Raw genomic sequence first — 19575 nt, forward strand, 5'->3', positions numbered from 1 at the left:
GATCAGGCCGCCAGGGCCTGCGCGAAGACGGCGGGGTCCACATTCCCGCCGCTGACCACCACGCCCACCGTGCGGCCGCGCGCCTCCACCTTGCCAGCCAGCACGGCGGCCAGCGCCACGGCGCCACCGGGCTCCGCCACGATCTTCAGATGCTCGAAGGCGAAGCGCATGGCCGCGAAGACCTCGGCGGGCGTCACCACCACGGCGCCGGCCAGGCGCGGCTGGTTCACCGCGAAGGTCAGCTCCCCGGGTCGGAGCGACAGCAGCGCGTCACACAGGGTCGATCCCTGGCCATCATTGGCGATGCGCTGGCCGGCTTCCAGCGACAGCTTGGTATCGTCCCAGCCCTCCGGCTCCACCGCCCAGATCCGCGTGGCAGGGGAGGCATCCTCCGCCGCCAGGGCGCAGCCGGCGATCAGCCCGCCGCCGCCGGTGCAGACCGCGAGCGCGTCCAGCGCCAGGCCGGCGGCGGCCGCATCCTCGAACAGCTCCAACGCCAGCGTGCCCTGGCCGGCGATGACATCCGGGTGGTCGAAGGGTGGCAGCACCGTGCCGCCCCGCTCCGCCGCCAGCCGTGCGGCCAGGGTTTCCCGGTCCGTCGTCTTGCGGTCGAAGACGGTGATTTCGGCGCCCCAGCGGCGTGTGCTCTCCACCTTGATGGCGGGGGCGTCCATCGGCATGGCGATCAGCGCCTTCATACCGAGCATCGCCGCCGCGCAGGCCACCGCCTGGCCGTGATTGCCGGAGGAATGCGTCACCACGCCGCCGGCGCGCGCGGCCTCCGACATCAGCAGCGCGGCATTGGTGGCGCCGCGCAGCTTGAAGCTACCGGTGCGCTGCAAGGGTTCGGGCTTCACCAGGATCGTGCCGCCGGTCAGCGCATCCAGCAGCGCATGGCGCAGCATTGGCGTGCGGATGATGTGGGGCGCGATGCGCGCGGCGGCGGCGCGCACATCGGCGGGGGTGGGCAGAGCGGTCATGCGGCGGTCCTGAAGCGGTTGGGATCGACGAGGGGCACCACGGGCAACAGCTCCTCCGCCACCGCGCCGGCCACCAGTCCCGCCACCAGCCGCCCGGCGGCGGGTGAGGTCTGGATGCCGTAGCCGCCCTGGCCGATCATCCAGAGAAAGCCCGGCGCCTGCGCGTCGAAGCCGATGGCCAGGCTGCGATCCGGCGTGAAGCTGCGCAGCCCGGCCCAGCGGTGCTCCACCCGATGCACCGGGATATCCAGCGCCTGCTGCATGCGGTCGATGGCGATGGCGACATCGATCTCCTCCGGCTGTACGTCATGTGGCGGCATGTCCGTCTCATCGGCCGGGGAGACCATCAGCTTGCGCCGCGCCTCCGGCCGCACGTACCAGCTATGCGCCGCATCGCCGACCAGCGGCCAGCCGCCGCAATCCTCCAGCCCCGGATCGATGATCAGCGCCGTGCGCCGCTTCGGCTGAAGGCCGATCGGTGCGAGTCCCGCCAGGGTCGCCACCTCATCCCCCCAGGCGCCGGCGGCATTCACCAGCACCGGGGCGCGATAGACCGCGCCGTCATTCGCCGTGGCGTGCCAAAGCCCCTTGTCGTGCCAGATGCGCCCCGCCCGCGCCCGCAGCGCCAGCACCCCGCCAGCGGCCCGTGCGGCCCGCAGGAAGCCCGCATGCAGCGCCGCCACATCGATGTCGAAGGCATCCCGCTCGATCGCGGCGGAGACGGCATAGCCGGGCTTCAGCGGCGGACCCATGGCGGCGACCTCCGCCAGCGAAATCGGCTCCAGCCCCTCGCCGGCGTCGAGCATCGCCTGCATCTCCGCCGCCTGGTCGGCCGGTGCCACGGTGACAACGGGGCGCTGCGCGAAGATCGGCACCTCCGCGAAGCCGGCGGGCGGCGTGGCGAAGAAGGCGCGGGAGGCGGCGGAGAGGCGACGCACATCCGGCGGGCCGTAATTCTGGATCCAGATCGCGGCGGACCGCCCGGTGCTGTGATAGCCGGCGGTCTCCTCCGCCTCCATCAGCGCGACGCGGCCGGTGGCCGCGCAATGGGCGGCCGCCGTGGCGCCCGCGATGCCGGCGCCGATCACGACGACGTCGAAGTCCGATGTATCCATGACGCCATGGTCCCGCGACCGGGGGGCCTGGGTCAATCCTCCGGCACCGCGCAATTCCTATCGCGAAAGCAACGTCATCAGCGGTTGCATGCGCGCGCAAGGGCTGACTAACCTACCCTTGGGAACAAAGCGGACCGGAGAACCGGCCGCGAGGGAGGAGGTTCGGATGGCATTCGACGGGATGAGCCGGCGCGATGTGCTGCGCGCCAGTGCCTTGGCCACCGTGGCGGGGGGAACGCTTGCCGCGCCCGCGGTCCACGCCCAGGCCACCACCACATTGCGCTGCGGCTTCTGGGACCATTGGGTGCCGGCCGGCAACGGCATCATGCGCGAGCTCTGCGCCGAATGGGGCCGCAACAACCGCGTCGACGTGCAGGTCGATTTCATCACCTCCGTCGGCAACCAGAACCTGCTGACCATCGCCGCCCAGGCCCAGGCCCGCAGCGGCCACGACATCCTGTCTTTCCCGACCTGGGAGCCCTCCGCCCATGCCCGGCTGCTGGAGCCGGTGGATGACGTGGTCGGCCGCCTGGTCGCGAAATACGGCCCGATCAACCCGGCGGCCGAATTCCTGGCCAAGCGGGAAGGCTCCTGGCGCGCCATCCCCGCCGTCTCCGGCACCCAGCAGAAGCCCTGCCTGGCGCGCTTCGACCTGCTGCAGGAACATGCGGGCCTTGATGTCCGCGCCATGTACCCGGCGGAAGACCGCACCGGCCCGGGCGTCGACCAGTGGAACTGGGACACCTTCCTGACCGCGGCCGAGAAGTGCCACGCCGCCGGCTTCTCCTTCGGCCTGCCGATGGGCAGCTTCACCGATGCGGTGGACTGGGTGGGCGCGCTGTTCCGCAGCTACAATGCCAAGTTCATCGACGAAAGCGGCACCGTGACGGTGCGCCGCGACCCCGGCGTACGCGCCGGCCTGGAATACCTGGTGAAGCTGGCGCGCTTCCTGCCGAACGACGTCTGGGCCTGGGACGATGCCAGCAACAACCGCGCGCTGATCTCCGGCCGCTCCGCCCTGATCTTCAACCCGCCCTCCACCTGGGCGGTGGCCAAGCGCGATGCGCCGCAGGTGGCGGAGAAGTGCTGGACCTTTCCGATGCCGGCCGGCCCCTCCGGCCGCTTCACGCCCTACCTGCCGTATTTCTGGGGCATCTGGTCGTTCAGCCGGAACAAGACGGCGGCCAAGGGCCTGCTGGAATTCCTCTCCGACCGCACCTCGGCGGAACGGCAGACGACGACCAGCAGCGGCTACGACATCCCACCCTTCGGCACCATGGCGAATTTCGACATCTGGCGCACCGAAGGCCCGCCCACCGGTGTGGTCTACAACTACCCGCTGAAGCCACACCACAACGCCACGCAATCCGTCGCCTTCGCCCCGGCGCCGGCGGAGATCGCTGTGCAGGCCTACAACCAGGCCATCAACACCAAGCTGGTCGCCCGCGTGTCCCAGGGCGGCGAGACGATCGACCAGGCGCTGACCTGGGCCGAACGCGAGCTGCGCAACTTCGCGCGCGGCTGAACTGGCCTGACGCGGGGCGCCAGCCGGCGCCCCGCCCCTTGTCGCTGCAGCTTGGTGGGAGAGCGAGTGCATGGCAGCCGACGGCAGCATGCTGGCAGGTCGGAGCGAGGGTGTGACCTCGCTGCAACGATTCACGCGGCGGCGATCGACCATCGCCTTCCTGATGACCCTGCCGCTGATCATCGTGATCGGCGGGCTGGTCGCCTATCCGGCCGTCTATGCCATGTACCTCTCGACGCTGAACCGCACGATGGTGCGCAACATCGGCCTCGAGAACTTCGCCATCCTGCTGGACACTGACACCTTCTACATGGTGATCATGCAGTCCTGCATCTTCGCCGTCAGCGCGGTGCTGCTGAAGGCGCTGATCGGCTTCTGGCTGGCGCATATGCTGCACGACATCCCCGCCAAGGGGCAGCGCAAATGGCGCGGCATGCTGCTGATCCCCTGGGTGATCCCGCCGGCCCTGTCGACGCTCGGCTGGTGGTGGATGTTCGACCCCAGCTATTCATCGATCAACTACCTGCTCAACGTCTTTGCCGTGCCCGCCGTGCCCTGGCTCGGCGAGCCCTGGTGGGCGCGCGTTTCCGTCATCATCGTCAATGTCTGGTATGGCGCGCCCTTTTTCATGATCATGTACCTGGCGGCGCTGAAATCCGTGCCGGAGCAGTTGTACGAAGCGGCCGCCATCGACGGCGCCACGGGCTTCCAGCGGCTGCGCTATGTGACCCTGCCGATGATGCGCAACATCATCAGCATCACCGTGCTGTTCAGCCTGATCGTCACCTTCGCCAACTACGACATCGTCCGCGTGCTGACCAATGGCGGGCCGCGCGACCTGACCCACGTCTTCGCCACCTACGCCTTCCAGGTCGGCATCCTGTCCGGCAACGTGCCACGCGGCGCCGCCGTGTCGCTGTTCATGTTCCCGCTGCTCGCGATCTTCGCCTACTTCGTGCTGCGCGGCGTTACCCGCCGGAACAAGGAGGAAGCGTGAGATGAGCGCCAGCGGTGCCAATCGTGACCTTCCGGGCATCTACCACAAGGCGGGCAGCCTTTCCTCCGAACGGCGTTGGGCGCTGTGGACGGCCTATATCTCCCTGATCTTCGCCGCCATCATCTTCCTGGCGCCGCCGATCTACATGTTCATCACCAGCCTGAAGACCAGCGCCGAAGTCGCCAACCTCTCCGGCAATCCCTGGCTGGTGCGCAACCCGACGCTGGAAAACTACGCGGCCATCCTCGGCAACCCAACCTTCCTGGTCTTCTTCTGGAACAGCGTGAAGATCACCGTCTGCGTCGTGCTGATCACCATGGTGATCTCGACGCTGGCCGCCTTTGCCCTGGCGCGCATGCGCTTCTGGGGCAGCCAGGCGCTCGCCACCGGCGTCTTCCTCACCTACCTGATTCCGGAAACCCTGCTGTTCATCCCGCTTTACCAGATCGTCGGCGGACTCGGGCTGCTGAACTCCTCCTGGGGTCTCGTCGTTGTCTACCCGACGCTCACTGTCCCCTTCTGCACCTGGATCATGATCGGCTACTTCGCCTCCATCCCCAAGGAACTCGACGAGGCCGCGCTGATCGACGGCGCCTCCTGGTCGCAAATGCTGCTGAAAATCTTCATCCCCGTGGCTATGCCCGGCATCATCGCGGCGACGATCTTCGCCTTCACCGTCTCCTGGGCCGCCTTCGTCTATCCGACCGCCTTCGTCACCACTCCCGACCAGATGCCGCTTACCATCGGCGTCGTCTCCCAACTCGTGCGCGCGGACACCTTCGCCTGGGGCCAGATCATGGCCGGCGCCCTGCTCGCTGCCCTGCCCCCCGTGATCGTCTACGCCTTCCTCATGGACTACTACATCGCCGGCCTCACCGCCGGCGCGACGAAGGGCTAGCGGGGTGAGGATGGGCGCCGGTGGCGCTGGGTGGCTGGTAGGGGGACGATGTCCCCCTGCACCCCCTGCCAAAGGGACAGTGGTCCCTTTGGAAACCCATCAAGGGACAGGGTGGAGGAGGGGCATGGCGCAAGCGCATGTTCGACGGTCGCTTCGTGCCCCTCCTCCACCCTGTCCCTTCATTCGAGGGTTCGAAGGGGCCACTGCCCCTTCGCGGGAGGGTGCAGGGAGGGCAGCGCCCTCCCTGCAAATCCACACGCGCAACCCGCATCCATCCTCATCCTGCTAGGGGTTTCGACATGGCTCAGGTTTCGGTTCGCAAGGTGGTCAAGGCGTATGAGGGCAATGTCCAGGCGGTGAAGGGCATTGATCTGGAGATTGCGGATCATGAGTTTGTTGTGTTGGTGGGGCCTTCGGGGTGTGGGAAGTCCACGACCTTGCGGATGATCGCGGGGTTGGAGGAGATCACTTCGGGTGAGATTGCGATTGGTGGCACGGTGGTGAATGACATTCCGCCACGCGACCGGGATATCGCGATGGTGTTCCAGAATTATGCGCTGTATCCGCACATGTCCGTCTACGAGAACATGGCGTTCGGTTTGACGCTGCGGAAGTTCGCGAAGGAGGAGATCGCGAAGCGCGTGAACAACGCCGCTCGGATTCTGGATATTGAGCCGTTGTTGCAGCGCAAGCCGAAGGCTCTGTCGGGTGGTCAGCGGCAGCGTGTGGCGATGGGGCGGGCGATCGTGCGCGACCCGAAGGTGTTCTTGTTCGATGAGCCGCTGTCGAATCTGGATGCGAAGTTGCGTGTGCAGATGCGGACCGAGATCAAGAAGGTGCATCAGAAGGTGCGCACCACCACGGTCTATGTGACGCATGACCAGGTGGAGGCGATGACGCTCGCGGATCGTGTGGTGGTGATGAATCACGGCGTGATCGAGCAGGTGGGTCCGCCGCAGGAGTTGTATCATCATCCGCGGACGCGGTTTGTCGCGGGCTTCATCGGCAGCCCGGCGATGAATTTCTTCCCTGCCAGGCTGGAGAATGGGTCGGGTGCGTTGCGGCTGAATCTGCCGAACGGGATTGTGCTGCCGGTGCCGGCGGATCGCACGGCGCGGTATCAGGCGGCGGCGGGGCGTGATGTGCTGTTCGGCATCCGGCCGGAGCATCTGACGGAGCCGAAGAATCTTGAACGCGACAATATCGCAGTCTTCGAGGTGACGCCGGAGGTGATCGAGCCGATGGGGATGGAGACGCTGGTGCATTTCTGGATGCAGGGTGCCGAGATCTGCGCGCGCATCGACCCGACGACGCCGGCCGAGCCGGGGCAGGCGATGGCGCTGGCGGCCGATCTCAACCACATGCATCTGATCGATCCGGAGAGCGGCCTGGTGCTGTAGGTGTTCGCGCGCGCGATCTACAGATTGCGTCGTGCGGCGCGCAGGGTTGGCAGGCCGATCCCTGTCGCTTCGAAGCCGCCATCCACGGCGATGACCTGGCCGGTGATGTAGCTGGCGCGGTCGCTGCACAGGAAGAAGATCGCCTCGGCCAACTCGCTTTCCAGCCCGTAGCGGTTGAGCGGAATGGTGTCGTGGTAATCGGCGCGAATCGCCGGTGAGTGCACGGCCTTGGCCATGGCGGTGTCCACCGGCCCCGGCGCCACGGCATTCACGCGGATGCCGAGCGCCGCCAGTTCCACCGCCTGTTGTTTCGTCAGATGCGCGAGGCCGGCCTTGCTGGTGCCATAGGCGACCCGCAGGGTGGAGGCGCGCAGGCCGGAGATGGACGTGATGTTCACCACCGCTCCGCCGCCACCTTCGGCCATCAGCGGCGCCGCGGCCTGCACCGCCAGGAACGGCCCGGTGAGGTTCACCGCCAGCACCCGCGCCCATTCCGCCGGCGTCGTTTCCAGCATCGGCTTGAAGACGGCGGTGCCGGCATTGTTCACCAGCGCGTCGAGCCGGCCGAAATGCGCATGGGCCGCGCGGATGGCAGCCGTGATGGCGATGGCATCGGCCACGTCGCAGGGCAGCGCCAGCGTGGCCTCGGGCTGCGCCAACTCCGCCATCGCCGAATCCAGTAGCGCTGCGTCGATATCCAGCAGCGCCACGCGCCAGCCCTCCGCCCGAAAGCGCCGCGCGGTGGCGAGGCCGATGCCGCGCCCGGCGCCGGTGATGAGCGCGACCCGCGCCGGTTCCTGAGACATGGCCATCCCCCTATTTCGGCCGCAGCATTCCATGCGCGCGGGGGGCTGCGCCATACTCCGGCGAAACGCCGCAGGAGCCGCCATGTCCCCCTTCGTGCCCGGAACCGATATTCGCATCGAGGGCAGCCCCGGCGGCCCGCTGGCCGGATTGCGATTTGCCGCCAAGGACCTGTTCGACATCGCCGGCCACCCGACCGGCGGCGGCAATCCGGACTGGGCGCGGCAGAACCCGGTGCCAGTGCGCCATGCCTGGGCGGTGCAGACCCTGCTCAATGCCGGGGCGACGCTGATCGGCAAGACCATCACCGACGAGGTCTCGTTGGGCATATTGGGGGAGAACGCCTTTGAGGGCACGCCGCTGAATCCGGCCGCGCCGGGGCATGTGCCGGGCGGGTCCTCCTCCGGCTCCGCCAGCGCCGTGGCCCAGGGTTTGTGCCAATTGGCACTGGGTACCGACACCGGCGGCTCCGTCCGCGTGCCCGCCAGCTTTTGCGGGCTCTACGGCATCCGCCCGACGCATGGGCGGCTGGACCTGACCGGCATGCTGCCGCAGGCGCCGAGTTCCGACACCACCGGCTGGTTCGCCCGCGATGCCGCGACCTTTGCCCGGGTTTCCGAAGTGCTGCTGGGGGAGAAGGTGGCCGATGCGCTGCCGACCAAACTCATCATCGCGACCGACGCCTTCGGCTTCGCCGAGCCCGAGACGGCCGCCGCGCTGCAACCCATGCTCGATCGCTTGAAAAAGATCGTCCCGGATTGGCGGGAGGAGGTGATGGCGCCGCCCGGCCTGACCGCCTGGGGCCGTGCCCAGCGCACGCTGCAGCCCATCGAGGCCTGGGAGACTTTTCGGGCTTGGATCGAGCGCGACAATCCGCGCTTCGCCTTCTCCGTCGCCCGCGGCCTGGTGATGGGCGCCGCGACGGCGGAGGCGGAGCGGGGCTGGGCCGCGCTGATGCGGCAGGAGGCGAGGGGGCGGCTGCGCCACCTGCTGCCGCCCGGCACGGTGCTCGCCATGCCCACCACGCCCTTCCCGGCGCCCAGGGCCGGGCTGCCGCTGTCGGCGCTTACGCCGATCCGCGATCAGATCCTGTGCCTCTGCGCCCAGGGCGGGCTGGCCGGGCATCCCCAGATCAGCCTGCCGGGCGCCCTGGCACATGCCCGGCCCGTGGGCCTGTCCTTGCTCGCGGCGCGCGGTGCGGACACCCTGTTGCTGCGCATGGCGCTGGCAATGGAGGAGATGGCTTGATGGAGGTGAATATCCCGGAGGTGGTGGCGGAAATCCGCGCGCTGTTCGAACGCTACGAACAGGCGCTGATCGACAAGAATGTGGAGGTGCTGGACGCCACCTTCTGGAACTCGCCCCACACCATCCGCTACGCCATTCATGAGAACGGCTATGGGTTCGACGAGATCCACGCGCATCGGGTGCGCCGGCCGCCGGGGCCGGGCATCAAGCTGCACCACCGCCGGCTGGTCATCACCACGCTGGGGCGCGATTTTGCCACCGTGAACCTGGAGTTCGACATGCGCGGGCGCGACATGCCGGGGCGGCAGAGCCAGACTTTTGTGAGGTTTCCGGACGTGGGCTGGAAGGTCGTTGCCGCCCATGTCTCGGTGACGGAATCCTCGCCGGCTTATTGACCTTCGAGGAAGGTCAGGATCGCTTCGGCCAGCAATTCGGGGGTCTGGAGCGCCATGAAATGGCCGCTCTCCAGCACCCGGAAGGTGGCGCCGGGAATCGCCTCCGCCACCGGGGCCACACGCTCCGGCGGGCGGGTCAGGTCGTGCTGGCCGGCAATGACCAGCACGGGGCAGGCGATGCGCGGCAGCTCCGCCGTCATGTCGAGGTCGGCCAGCATGCGCAGGGTGGCGGCGAAGCCGGCGGGGTCGATGCCCATGCGATGCGCCCGCGTGGCCGCAAAGCGCGCCGCATCGCCGCGCAGCACCGGCGGGTAGCTCAGTGCCAGCCCGTCATCCACCCCAGCGCGCAGCCCGTCCCGCTCCAGCCGCGCGGCGCGGTCGAGCACGCCCGGGCGGGCGGAGGCCGGCACGCCGGTGGCAGGCGATGTGACGATGGCCGCCCGCACCCGGTCCGGAAAGGTCGCGGCCAGATGCAAGGCCAGCGCGCCGCCGACGGCGGTGCCGATCACCACCACGGGTTCGGTGACGCCCAGCGCATCGAGCAGCGCGATGGCGTCCCGCCCCGACTGGTCGATGGTCATCGGGCCGCGCGGCTTTTCCGACAGGCCCGCATTGCGCTGGTCGTGGCGGATGATGCGGAAGCGCGGCGTCAGCAGGGGCAACAACGGGTCCCAGCTTTCCAGGCTGCCGCCCATTTCGTGCAGCAGCAGCAGGGTCTCGGGGCCGGTGCCGGTGACCTCGTAGCGCAGGGCGATGCCGGCGGTGTCGATCCAGGGCATCAGATGTCTCCGTCGAGGTCGAGGGTCCAGGCATCGGGCACCAGCCGATAGCCGTCACCCTCCCGGGCCAGATGCGCCATGGCCGGGAAATGCAGATGCATGCCGGCGATCGCCTGCCGGTCCGCCGCCACCTGGTCAAAGATGCGCCGGCGTGTGGCGGCGGCCTGGGCGGGGTCCACATCCACCGCCATCGTCGCCTCCGGCCGCGGCACCTGCACCTCCGGCACATGCACGATGTCGCCCCAGATCAGCAGGGATTTTGCGCCGGAGGTGATGAGGAAGCCAGTATGGCCCGGGGTATGGCCGGGCAGGGGGATAGCGGTGACGCCCGGAAAAACCTCGCCGGCGGTGAACAGGTTCGTACGCTCGGCATAGGCATCCAGCCGGGCACGGGCACCCCCGAAGAAGGCGGCGCGGCGCGCGGCATCGCAGGCGGCCATGGCGGCGTCATCCCGCCAATAGGCATGTTCGGCGACATGCAGCCGAAACGCCGCCTTGGGATAGAGCGGCGCGCCATCCGGCCCGGTCAGCCCGCCAAAATGGTCGGGATGCAGATGCGTCATCAGCAGCGTGTCCACCGACTCCGCGGCCACGCCCGCCGCCGCCAGATTGCCGGCCAGCCGCCCCACCGTGGGCTTGGAGGGGCCGCAGCCGGTGTCGATCAGCGCCACGCGGTCGCCGTGGCGGATCAGGAAGCCGTTCACCGCCGTGCGGCGCGGCACGGGGCGGAAGGCGCTGTGCAGCAGGGCGGTGGCGTCCTCCTGCGCGATGTCGCCCAGGGTCGACAGCGGCGCGTCCTGGTGGCCATCGCTCAGGGCGGTGACGAGGATATCGCCCACGCGCCGGTGAAACACCCCGGGCACCTGCTGGATCGCGCTGCTGGTCATGCTGTGGTCCGTCCTGAATGGCGCGCCAGAATGGCGAGGCTGGCGGGATGGGCAAGGGGGAGGCACAGAGAAGCCATGACTCTTCGACCGACCCGCCGCGCGCTGATCGCCCATTCGGCCCTGGCCTTGCCAGGCTCGGCCCAGGCCGCGGAGGCGGTGGTGCTGCCCGGCGGCCTGCACGGCACGCTGTTGCGGCCATCAGGCCCCAGGCGCGGCCTCGCCTGCCTGCTGCTGCCGGGCTCCGGTCCCACTGACCGGGACGGCAACCAGCCTGGCCTGCGCAACGACGCGTTGCGCCTGCTGGCCGAGGGGTTGGCCGATGCCGGCATTGCCACCCTGCGCATGGACAAGCGCGGCGTCGCCGCCAGCCGTGCGGCGATCGGCCAGGAGGAGGATCTGACGCCGCATCTCTATGCCGAGGATGCGGCGCGGGCGCTGGATCATCTGGCGGCCCAGCCCGGCATCGATCGGCTGGCGCTGCTCGGCCATAGCGAGGGCGGGGTGGTGGCGTTGCTGGCGGCACGACTGCGGCCCGTGGCGGCGCTGGTGCTGCTGGCCACGCCGGGTTTTCGGGCCGCCGATCTGCTGCGGCGGCAACTGACCGCGGCGCCGATGCCGGGGGATCTGCGCGCCGCGTCGCTGGATATTCTTGCGCGGCTGGAGGGCGGAGAGGCGGTGGCGGATGTCCCGCCGCCATTGATGCCGTTGTTCCGGCCCAGCGTGCAGCCCTATCTGCGCGCCTGGTTCGCGCTGGACCCGGCGGAGTTGCTGCGGCGGCTGTCGGTGCCGACGCTGGTCATGCAGGGGCAGGCGGATCTTCAGGTCTCGGCGGAAGATGCGCGAAGGCTGGCGGCGGCGCGGGAGGGGGTGGCGCTGGCCCTGGTGCCGGGGATGAACCATGTGCTGCGGGAGTCGCCGGCGGATCGGGAGGGGAATCTCGCGCTGTATGATCGGCCGGGGGTGCCGCTGCATCCGGCGGTGGTTCGGCGGATTGTGGCGCATCTGGTGGGGGCTGGCCCCTGACCTGCGAGGCCCCACTCACCCGCTCCGGCTAGGCGCTTCGCGCCAAGCCTGCGCAGCCCTCTCCCCCCAACGGGGGGAGAGGGTTGGGTGAGGGGGGCCTTGCAGCCCTTCAAGCCCCCCCGATCGCCAGCGCCTCCGCCACCTTCCGGGCAAACGCCACCGGATCGCGCGGCGTGTCGCCATCCTGCAGTCGCGCCAGATCCAGCAACAGGCCGGCATCCTCGGCCAGCTCCGCGCCTTCCGCCGCCGCCTTTTCCGCCAGGCGGCGGATCAGCGGATGGCGCGGGTTGACCTCCAGCACCGGCAGCCCGCCACCAAAGCCACGGCCGGCGCGGCGCATCAGGCGCTGCATCTGAAGGTCCGGGCCGCTTTCCGTCGCGGCCAGCACCACGGCGCTGTCCACCAGACGGTCTGTGGCGCGCACCTCCGACACCTCCTTCGCCAAGGCCTCCTTCAGCAGCGGCAGCAGACGGGCGAGGTCGGCGGCCTCACCCTCCGGCGCCGTGCCTTCCACCGCGGACAGGTCGATATTGCCCTGGGTGATGCTGCGGATCGGCTTGCCCTCGAAGCGCTCGAGCTGTTCCGGCCAGAAGGCGTCGATCTGGTCGGTCAGCAGCAGCACCTCCACGCCCTTGGCACGGAAACCCTCCAACTGCGGCGACTTCGCCAGGGTGTCGGCATTGTCGCCCAGCAGGATATGGATCGCCTCCTGCCCCGGCTTCATCCGCGCCACATACTCGGCCAGAGAGGTCCAGCCCTCCACGGCGGAGGAGCGGAAGCGCAGCAGCGCGGCCAGTTCCTGCCGGTGCTCCGCATCCTCCCAGACGCCTTCCTTCAACACCGGGCCGAAGACCGACCAGAACTTGATGTAGTCCTCGGCATCCTTGGCGCGCGATTTCAGCTCCGCCATCACCTTGCCGGTCACCGCCCGGCGGATGCGCGCCAGCACCGGGGTGGCCTGGAGCATTTCGCGGGAGACGTTGAGCGGCAGGTCCTCGGTGTCCACCACGCCCTGCACGAAGCGCAGCCAGGGCGGCAGCAGCGCCGCCTCGTCGGTGATGAACATGCGGCGGACATGCAGTCGCACCTTGCTCTCCCGGTCCCCTTCCACCGCCTGGAAGGGCTTCGCGCCGGGGATGAACAGCAGGGCGCTGAATTCCAGCGCGCCTTCCGCCCGCCAATGCAGGGTGGACCAGGGCTTGTCGAAGATATTGCCGAGGTGGCGGTAGAATTCGAGGCTGGCTTCCTCCGTCACCTCCGACTTCGATTTGCGCCACAGCGCCGTACCCTCATTCGCCGGCTGCTCCACCCCATCCTGGGTGACGGTGATGGGGATGGTGATGTGGTCGGCCCATTTGCGGATGATGGTCTGCAGCCGCATCGGCTCCAGGAACTCCTCCGCATCCGCCTTCATATGCAGCACGATGTCGGTGCCCGCCTCGGCGCGCTCGGCCGGCGCCAGGGTGTAGTCGCCGCGGCCCTCGCTGGCCCAGAGCCAGGCTTCCTCCGTGCCGACGCGGCGGGAGGTGACCTCCACCCGCTCCGCCACCATGAAGGCCGAATAGAATCCGACGCCGAACTGGCCGATCAGATTCGGCTTTTCCGCCGCCGGCGCATCGGCGAGGGATTTGGCGAAGGCCAGCGTGCCCGACCGGGCGATGGTGCCCAGATGCTGGGTCAGCTCCGATTTGGACATGCCGGTGCCGGGGTCGGAGATGGTCAGCGTGCGGGCCGCCTTGTCCGGCACCACCCGCACCTTGGCCTCCGCCGGCAGCATCAGGCTGGCATCGGTCAGCGCCTCGAACCGTCGGCGGTCCACGGCATCGGCGGCATTGGCCACCAGCTCCCGCAGGAAGATCTCGCGTTCGGAATACAAGGCGTGGACGACCAGATCGAGCAGGCGCCCCACTTCGGCGCCGAATTCATGCCGCTCCGCAGTCTCGGTCATCTTGCGTCCCCACATCACATTGCGCGGCCGGCGATATGCGCGGGCGGGCCGGGCTTTTCAACCGGGCGGGCGGACCCAGGCGAGCAGCACCAGGAAGCCGGCGATCCCGGCGAAGACATGGCTGGCCAGAAGGGCATTGGCGCCGCGCCGGGCGCCACGGGGCAGGCGGCGGGCGCTCCAGCCCGCGATCAGCGCCAGGGCCAGCAGCGCCAGAGGCAACCAGGCCGGCGGCCCGCCGCCGCGCCCGCCCGGCGTCAGCAGCACCAGCCAGGCGACCAGGGCGGTGGCGGTCAGGGCCAGGACCAGATGGATCAGCACCAGCAGCGGGCGGCGGATGCGTTGCAGGAACAGCAGCCCGCAGGCGATGCCGGCCACCAGGGTCAGCAGCACGGCCAGGATGGCGGGGGTGGTGCTCATGGCCGGATGCGCCCGGCGATCGCCAGCGTGCCGCGGCGCAGCACGATGCCCTCGCCGGAGGCCGGGAAAATCTCCGTCAGGGCGGTGATATTCACCTGATGCGTGGTGACCACCAGCGCGCCGGGCCCCGCCCAGCCTTGCAGCAGGGCTCGCGCCGCCTCGGTGACCCGCGCGGCGTTCTGGCGATTGGCGAAGAAGGAATCGAAGACGGGTTCGGGCCGGGACTGGCCGGGAAAGGCCAGCTCCGCCGTCTCCTGCGCCCGGCACCAGCGGGAGGTGAGCACCTGACCGACCGGGATCTCCCGCGCCCGAAAATCCGCGCCGATGCGCCGCGCCTGGTCGCGCCCGGCCGCATCCAGGTTGCGCTGGGCGGCGCAATCTTCCAGCCGGAAACCGGGGGGATCGCCGCCGCCAGGGGCGTTGGCGTGGCGGAACAGCACGATGCCGCCCTGGTGCAGCACCGGCCATCCCTCCGCCCGGGCGGTGCGGGGCAGCAGCAAGGCGGGTAGTGCCAGCGCGGCACGACGCGGCAGGCGGATCACAGCGGGCCTCCCCTTGGTCCGAGCCCGATGTCGTGCGGCCGGGCCGGTTGTAAAGCGTGCATTGACGGGGGGTGGAGGCTGCGGTTCCCTCGACCGTCCATCGGCCCGGCCGGTGCACCAAAAAAGGGGACGTCCATGAACCATGTCACGCCCAGCCACCTTTCCGGCCCGCGCTACCGGCATGAGGCGGAGGCCGCCGCACCCTATCGCAGCATCACGGTGGAGAAGCTGACGCCGATCATCGGCGCGGAGCTCGGCGGCGTCGACCTCGCCCGGCCGACGCCGGAGCAGATGCAGGAGATTCATCGCGCCTTCGCCGAGAACCTGGTGATCTTCTTCCGCGACCAGGTGATGACGCCGGAACAGCACCTGGCTTTCGGCCAGAACTTCGGTCCGCTGCACATCCACCCGGCGGCGCCAACCGAGGGCCACCCCGCACTGATGATCATCAAGGCGGATCGCAACAGCCCGCGCGCCAATGGCGAGTTCTGGCATTCCGACGTGTCCTGCGACGAGGAACCGCCACTGGGCAGCATCCTCTATATCAAGGAATCGCCCGCGGTCGGCGGCGACACGCTGTTCGCCAATATGTACGCCGCCTATGACGCGCTGTCGGACCGCATGAAGATCTATCTGGAGGGTCTGACAGCAGTGCATGACGGGGAGGAGATCTATCGCGGCACCTATGCGAATGTCGGTGTGCAGGACAAGCCCGTCTATCCGCGCGCGGTGCATCCGGTGATCCGTACCCATCCCGTGACGGGCCGCAAGGCGTTGTTCGTCAACAAGGGATTCACGCGCCGCATCCTGGATATCCCGGTGGATGAGAGCACGGGGCTGCTCGCCTATCTCTTCGAGCACAGCGCCAATCCGCTGTTCCAGTGCCGCTTCCGCTGGCGCACCAATTCCGTCGCCTTCTGGGACAATCGCTGCGCGCAGCACCGGGCGATGTGGGACTACTGGCCCGCGACGCGCTACGGCAACCGCGTGACCATCCAGGGCGACAGGCCGGTTTGAGGAGAGACCACATGGCAGAAACATTGCTGTTCCCGGGGCGCGTCGAATGGTCCGGCGAGAATCCGGGCATTTCGCTGAAGCAGGACCCGGCGGGTGCCTTCACCACGCTGGCGTCCTTCTTCCGCGTCGTGCTGTCGCCGCATGGGCGCGGCCATGCGTTGGTGCTGCTGCAATCACCGCAGGAGAATGGCGCCCCGGGCAATATCTGCCTGACCGACAACGAGCCTTTGGCGCGCTGGCTGGTCGCTGATTATGTGTCGCATTTCGGCGCCTGGCGCGGGCTGCCCGGGCTGGCGGGCCTGCAATATCGCAAGCTGGACAGCGTGGCGGCGGGTGGCGATGCCATTTCCAGCTATAGCGAGACGGTGACGGCTGGCGACATGACGGTGAAGCTGGAATGGTCGGGCCTCGGCACGCCTTTCTGCTTCGCGCTGCCGCCTGAAAAATCCGCCACGGGGCGGCACCATATGCCAAGCCTCTTCGTCGGCTGCGACAAGGCGACCGTCACGGTGAATGGCGTGGCCTGCCCCGGTGCGCCGATTCCGCGCGAGATCGCCGGACAGCACATCACCACCGCGATGCTGGCCTTTTCGGAGACCTGGATCGGGGTGTGATCAGGTGACGGCCTGCGCCTGGTTCCAGGCCAGGGCCGCCACCCTTTCCAAGCGCGCCGCCAAAGCATGGGCTTCCGGATTGGCGGCGGTGCCGCGCGCCGCGCGGCCGCGGATGCCGTGCAGGATGGCGGCGAAGCGGAACATGTTGAAGGCGACGTAGAAGTCCAGATCCGGCACGGCGTCGCGGCCGCTGTGCCGGGCATAGGCGGCGACGTATTCCGTCTCGCTCGGCAGGCCCTGCGCTGCAAGATCGACACCTGCAATGCCGCCCAGAATGTCGCGCGGCATGCGGTACATCATGAGGTGATAGGCGAAGTCGGCCAGCGGGTGGCCGATGGTCGACAATTCCCAGTCCAGCACGGCGAGAATGCGCGGCTCGGTCGGGTGGAAGATCATATTGTCCAGCCGGAAGTCGCCATGCACCACGGCCACTTCCTCCGCGGCGGGGATATGGCGCGGCAGCCAGTCCACCAGCCGATCCATGTCGTCGTTGCGGCCGGCTTCCGTGTCTTCCAGATACTGCTTCGACCAGCGCGCCACCTGGCGCTCCACATAGCGCGAGGGACGGCCGTAATCGGCGAGGCCGATGGTGGCAGGGTCGAGCCGGTGCAGCGCCGCCAGCGTGCCGACCATCGCCGCGAAATAGGCCGCGCGTTCGGCGCGCGAAAAGTCGGGGAAGGTGGCATCCCAGAAGATGCGGCCCTCCACCATGTCCATCACGTAGAAGGCGCTGCCGAGCACGGCCTCATCCAGGCACAGCGCATGGACATGCGGCACGGGAAAGCCGGCGGCGCCGAGTGCGGTCATCACCCGGGCTTCCCGGTCCACCGCATGCGCGCCCTTCAGCAACACACCGGGCGGCTTGCGGCGCAGCACGTAGCGGGCGGCGGGCGTGTCGATGCGATAGGTCGGGTTGGACTGGCCGCCCTGGAAGCGGGTGAGCTCCACAGGTCCGGCGAAGCCGGGCACATGCGCGGACATCCAGGCTGCGAGCGCGGCCGTATCGTTCACCGCTTATGGCCCGCCAGCGCGGCGCGCTTGATGCCCTTGGCGATGGACCATTTATGGACCTCGGTCGGGCCGTCATAGATGCGGAAAGCGCGGGTTTCGCGCAGCACCTGTTCGACGATCGTATCCCCGGTCACGCCCGTGCCGCCCAGCACCTGCACGCAGCGATCGGCGACGCGGTACAGCGCTTCCGATACTGCCACCTTCGCGACACTGCTTTCATGCGTGCCGGAATGCCCGGCATCCAGCGCGGCGGCGCACCAGTCGATCATCAGCGCGGCCTGCTGCAATTCGATCAGATTCTCGGCCAACATGAAGCCGACGCCTTCATGGTCGATCAACAGCTTGCCGAAGGCCTCCCGCTTCACCGCGTAATCCGTCGCAATCTCCTGCGCGCGCGTCGCCGCGCCATGCCAGCGCATGCAATGGGACAGGCGCGCGGGGGCGAGGCGGATCTGCGCGTAGCGAAAACCCTCATCCACCTCGCCGAGCACCTGGTCGTCCGTCACGCGCAGATCCTCGATGGCGACCACCGCATGGCCGCCGGGCATGGAGCTGTCGATGGTGTCGAGGATGCGTTCGATGCGGATCGCGGGGTTTGGCAATTCCACCAGGAACATGGTGGCGCCGATCTTGGCGTCCATCGGCGTGCTGCGCGCCATGACGATGCCGACCGACGCACCCTGCGCACCCGTGATGAAAGCCTTGCGGCCATTGATGACCCAGCCGGAATTGTCGCGCCGCGCCATGGTCTGCAACATCGAGGGATCGGACCCCGCGCCACCTTCCGCGGCGGGTTCCGTCATGAAGAAGGCGGATCGCGCGCCGGCGATCAGCGGCGCCAGGAAACGCGCTTTCTGCTCCGCCGTGCCGATCTTTCCCAACAGGAACATATTGCCCTCATCGGGCGCCATGGTGTTGACCGCCACCGGGCCGAGCGGCGACAGGCCCGACTTCTTGAGCACGGTCGCCGTTTCCACCTGCGTCAGATGGCTGCCATCCGCCAGGATATGCGGCGTCAGCACGCCGACCGCGCGCGCCTTTTCGCGCAACTCGCGCACCAGATCCTCGGCCGGCCCATGTGCACCGCAGCGCGGATCGCGCTCATAGGGGATGACGGTGCCGCGCACGAAATCCTCGACGCGCTGCGCGATCTTCAGGCTGCGCGGGGTCTGTTCCATCATGCGTCTGTCCTCACAGGCTGCTCACCATATGCCCGCCATCCACCACCAGCACCGATCCGGTCATGTAGCGGGAGGCGTCGGAGGCCAGCAGCAGCAACGGCCCGTCGAAGTCCCGCAACTGGCCGAGACGGCGCTGCGGAATGCGCTTGATCATCGCCACCCCGCCGGGGGAGGCCCAGAAATCGCGGTTCAACTCGGTCTCGATATAGCCGGGCGCGATGGCGTTCACGCGGATGCCGTGCCGCGCCCATTCCAGCGCGAGCGACTTCGTCATCTGGATGACGCCCGCCTTGGACACGGCATAGGACAGCACGCCACCCGCCTGCCGCAGCCCGAGGATGGAGGCGATGTTGATGATGCAGCCCCCACCGCGATCCTTCATGCCGCGCGCCATGCGCTGCGCCAGGAAGGCCATGCCCTTCAGATTGGTGTCGATCACCGCATCCCAGTCGGCTTCCGCCTGGTCCAGCGCCGCGCCTTCTCGCACGATGCCGGCATTGTTCACCAATATGTCGATCACGCCGGCCGCGTCCTCCAGCCCGTCCCAGCCGGCCGGATCGGCGATGTCGAGGCGTATGGTGGTTGCACTGCCGCCCGTCGCGCGGATGGCCTTGGCCACCACCTCCAGCGCCTCCACCCGCCTTGCCGCCAGCACCACCTCCGCCCCCTGCGCCGCCAGGCATTGCGCAAAATGCGCGCCGAGGCCGGAGGAGGCGCCACTGACAAAGGCGCGTTTCCCGGACAGATCCATCAGGCTGGTCAAGATCGCCTGTTCCTCCCATATCGCGCGGCAA

General features: G+C 68.7%; 20 protein-coding genes. 9 read left to right on the top strand and 11 right to left on the bottom strand.

Annotated elements, in window-relative coordinates; all coding sequences use genetic code 11:
- Positions 1-2 precede the first annotated feature (2 nt).
- Positions 3-980 carry a threonine ammonia-lyase gene (locus ACVFYP_RS08535; protein ID WP_499199740.1) on the bottom strand — a complete coding sequence of 326 codons (978 nt, stop codon included), beginning with the start codon at positions 978-980 and terminating at the stop codon, positions 3-5.
- Positions 977-2095 (bottom strand): NAD(P)/FAD-dependent oxidoreductase, encoded by a 1119-nt coding sequence (locus ACVFYP_RS08540; RefSeq protein ID WP_499199741.1) that lies wholly within the window; start codon positions 2093-2095, stop codon positions 977-979. Before ACVFYP_RS08540 ends, ACVFYP_RS08535 begins: the two co-directional genes overlap by 4 nt.
- A gap of 166 nt (positions 2096-2261) precedes the next feature.
- On the opposite strand from ACVFYP_RS08540, the gene ACVFYP_RS08545 reads away from it, so the two are divergent.
- The 4 genes from ACVFYP_RS08545 (at position 2262) to ACVFYP_RS08560 (ending at position 6915) form a co-directional block, all read left to right on the top strand.
- Positions 2262-3620: an ABC transporter substrate-binding protein gene (locus ACVFYP_RS08545; protein WP_499199742.1), complete on the top strand. Its 1359-nt coding sequence runs from the start codon at positions 2262-2264 to the stop codon at positions 3618-3620.
- Between the two features lie 70 nt (positions 3621-3690).
- The gene (locus ACVFYP_RS08550) at positions 3691-4617 is read left to right on the top strand and encodes a carbohydrate ABC transporter permease (RefSeq protein ID WP_499199743.1); all 927 of its coding nucleotides are present in this window, start codon (positions 3691-3693) and stop codon (positions 4615-4617) included.
- 1 nt (position 4618) lies between these two features.
- A complete protein-coding gene (locus ACVFYP_RS08555) occupies positions 4619-5515 on the top strand; it encodes a carbohydrate ABC transporter permease (protein ID WP_499199744.1) in 897 nt (298 codons plus the stop codon).
- A gap of 299 nt (positions 5516-5814) precedes the next feature.
- Positions 5815-6915 (top strand): ABC transporter ATP-binding protein, encoded by a 1101-nt coding sequence (locus ACVFYP_RS08560; RefSeq protein WP_499200465.1) that lies wholly within the window; start codon positions 5815-5817, stop codon positions 6913-6915.
- Positions 6916-6932: 17 nt separating this feature from the next.
- On the opposite strand, the gene ACVFYP_RS08565 is transcribed toward ACVFYP_RS08560, so the two are convergent.
- The gene (locus ACVFYP_RS08565; RefSeq protein ID WP_499199745.1) at positions 6933-7721 is read right to left on the bottom strand and encodes an SDR family NAD(P)-dependent oxidoreductase; all 789 of its coding nucleotides are present in this window, start codon (positions 7719-7721) and stop codon (positions 6933-6935) included.
- Between the two features lie 82 nt (positions 7722-7803).
- Between ACVFYP_RS08565 and ACVFYP_RS08570 the strand changes: the two genes are divergently transcribed.
- Together ACVFYP_RS08570 and hpxZ are read left to right on the top strand one after the other, a co-directional pair.
- Positions 7804-8967 carry an amidase gene (locus tag ACVFYP_RS08570; protein WP_499199746.1) on the top strand — a complete coding sequence of 388 codons (1164 nt, stop codon included), beginning with the start codon at positions 7804-7806 and terminating at the stop codon, positions 8965-8967.
- Positions 8967-9362: an oxalurate catabolism protein HpxZ gene (gene hpxZ, locus ACVFYP_RS08575; RefSeq protein WP_499199747.1), complete on the top strand. Its 396-nt coding sequence runs from the start codon at positions 8967-8969 to the stop codon at positions 9360-9362. Before ACVFYP_RS08570 ends, hpxZ begins: the two co-directional genes overlap by 1 nt.
- Here the strand turns inward: hpxZ and ACVFYP_RS08580 are convergent.
- Positions 9356-10141: an alpha/beta fold hydrolase gene (locus ACVFYP_RS08580; RefSeq protein ID WP_499199748.1), complete on the bottom strand. Its 786-nt coding sequence runs from the start codon at positions 10139-10141 to the stop codon at positions 9356-9358. The two genes, hpxZ and ACVFYP_RS08580, sit on opposite strands and share 7 nt — an antisense overlap.
- Entirely contained in the window at positions 10141-11028 is an 888-nt protein-coding gene (locus tag ACVFYP_RS08585; protein WP_499199749.1) for an MBL fold metallo-hydrolase, read from the bottom strand. The genes ACVFYP_RS08580 and ACVFYP_RS08585 overlap by 1 nt, the downstream gene beginning before the upstream one ends.
- Positions 11029-11103: 75 nt before the next feature.
- Here ACVFYP_RS08585 and ACVFYP_RS08590 point away from each other — a divergent pair, with 75 nt between their 5' ends.
- Positions 11104-12051: an alpha/beta hydrolase family protein gene (locus ACVFYP_RS08590; RefSeq protein ID WP_499199750.1), complete on the top strand. Its 948-nt coding sequence runs from the start codon at positions 11104-11106 to the stop codon at positions 12049-12051.
- Between the two features lie 109 nt (positions 12052-12160).
- Here ACVFYP_RS08590 and htpG read toward each other — a convergent pair whose 3' ends face one another.
- Genes htpG through ACVFYP_RS08605 form a run of 3 tightly spaced genes read right to left on the bottom strand, consistent with a single transcriptional unit; the run spans position 12161 to position 14958 of the window.
- The gene (htpG, locus tag ACVFYP_RS08595; protein WP_499199751.1) at positions 12161-13999 is read right to left on the bottom strand and encodes a molecular chaperone HtpG; all 1839 of its coding nucleotides are present in this window, start codon (positions 13997-13999) and stop codon (positions 12161-12163) included.
- Between the two features lie 57 nt (positions 14000-14056).
- Positions 14057-14416, bottom strand: coding sequence for a hypothetical protein (locus ACVFYP_RS08600; RefSeq protein ID WP_499199752.1), 360 nt, complete (start codon positions 14414-14416; stop codon positions 14057-14059).
- The gene (locus ACVFYP_RS08605) at positions 14413-14958 is read right to left on the bottom strand and encodes a histidine phosphatase family protein (protein WP_499199753.1); all 546 of its coding nucleotides are present in this window, start codon (positions 14956-14958) and stop codon (positions 14413-14415) included. The genes ACVFYP_RS08600 and ACVFYP_RS08605 overlap by 4 nt, the downstream gene beginning before the upstream one ends.
- Positions 14959-15093: 135 nt before the next feature.
- Between ACVFYP_RS08605 and ACVFYP_RS08610 the strand changes: the two genes are divergently transcribed.
- The gene (locus tag ACVFYP_RS08610) at positions 15094-15975 is read left to right on the top strand and encodes a TauD/TfdA dioxygenase family protein (protein ID WP_499199754.1); all 882 of its coding nucleotides are present in this window, start codon (positions 15094-15096) and stop codon (positions 15973-15975) included.
- A gap of 11 nt (positions 15976-15986) precedes the next feature.
- Positions 15987-16589 (top strand): hypothetical protein, encoded by a 603-nt coding sequence (locus ACVFYP_RS08615; protein ID WP_499199755.1) that lies wholly within the window; start codon positions 15987-15989, stop codon positions 16587-16589.
- Here the strand turns inward: ACVFYP_RS08615 and ACVFYP_RS08620 are convergent, their stop codons facing one another.
- From ACVFYP_RS08620 to ACVFYP_RS08630, 3 genes are read right to left on the bottom strand one after another with little or no spacing between them, the layout of a single operon-like run.
- Positions 16590-17600, bottom strand: a complete 1011-nt coding sequence (locus ACVFYP_RS08620; RefSeq protein WP_499199756.1) for a phosphotransferase family protein — start codon at positions 17598-17600, stop codon at positions 16590-16592. It abuts the gene before it with no gap.
- Complete coding sequence (locus ACVFYP_RS08625; protein ID WP_499199757.1) at positions 17597-18781, bottom strand: acyl-CoA dehydrogenase family protein; 1185 nt, start codon at positions 18779-18781, stop codon at positions 17597-17599. Before ACVFYP_RS08625 ends, ACVFYP_RS08620 begins: the two co-directional genes overlap by 4 nt.
- A 10-nt stretch (positions 18782-18791) precedes the next feature.
- On the bottom strand, positions 18792-19544 hold the full coding sequence (locus ACVFYP_RS08630) for an SDR family NAD(P)-dependent oxidoreductase (RefSeq protein ID WP_499199758.1): 753 nt from the start codon (positions 19542-19544) through the stop codon (positions 18792-18794).
- Positions 19545-19575 lie beyond the last annotated feature (31 nt).

The organism is Roseomonas sp. F4 (assembly GCF_053891155.1).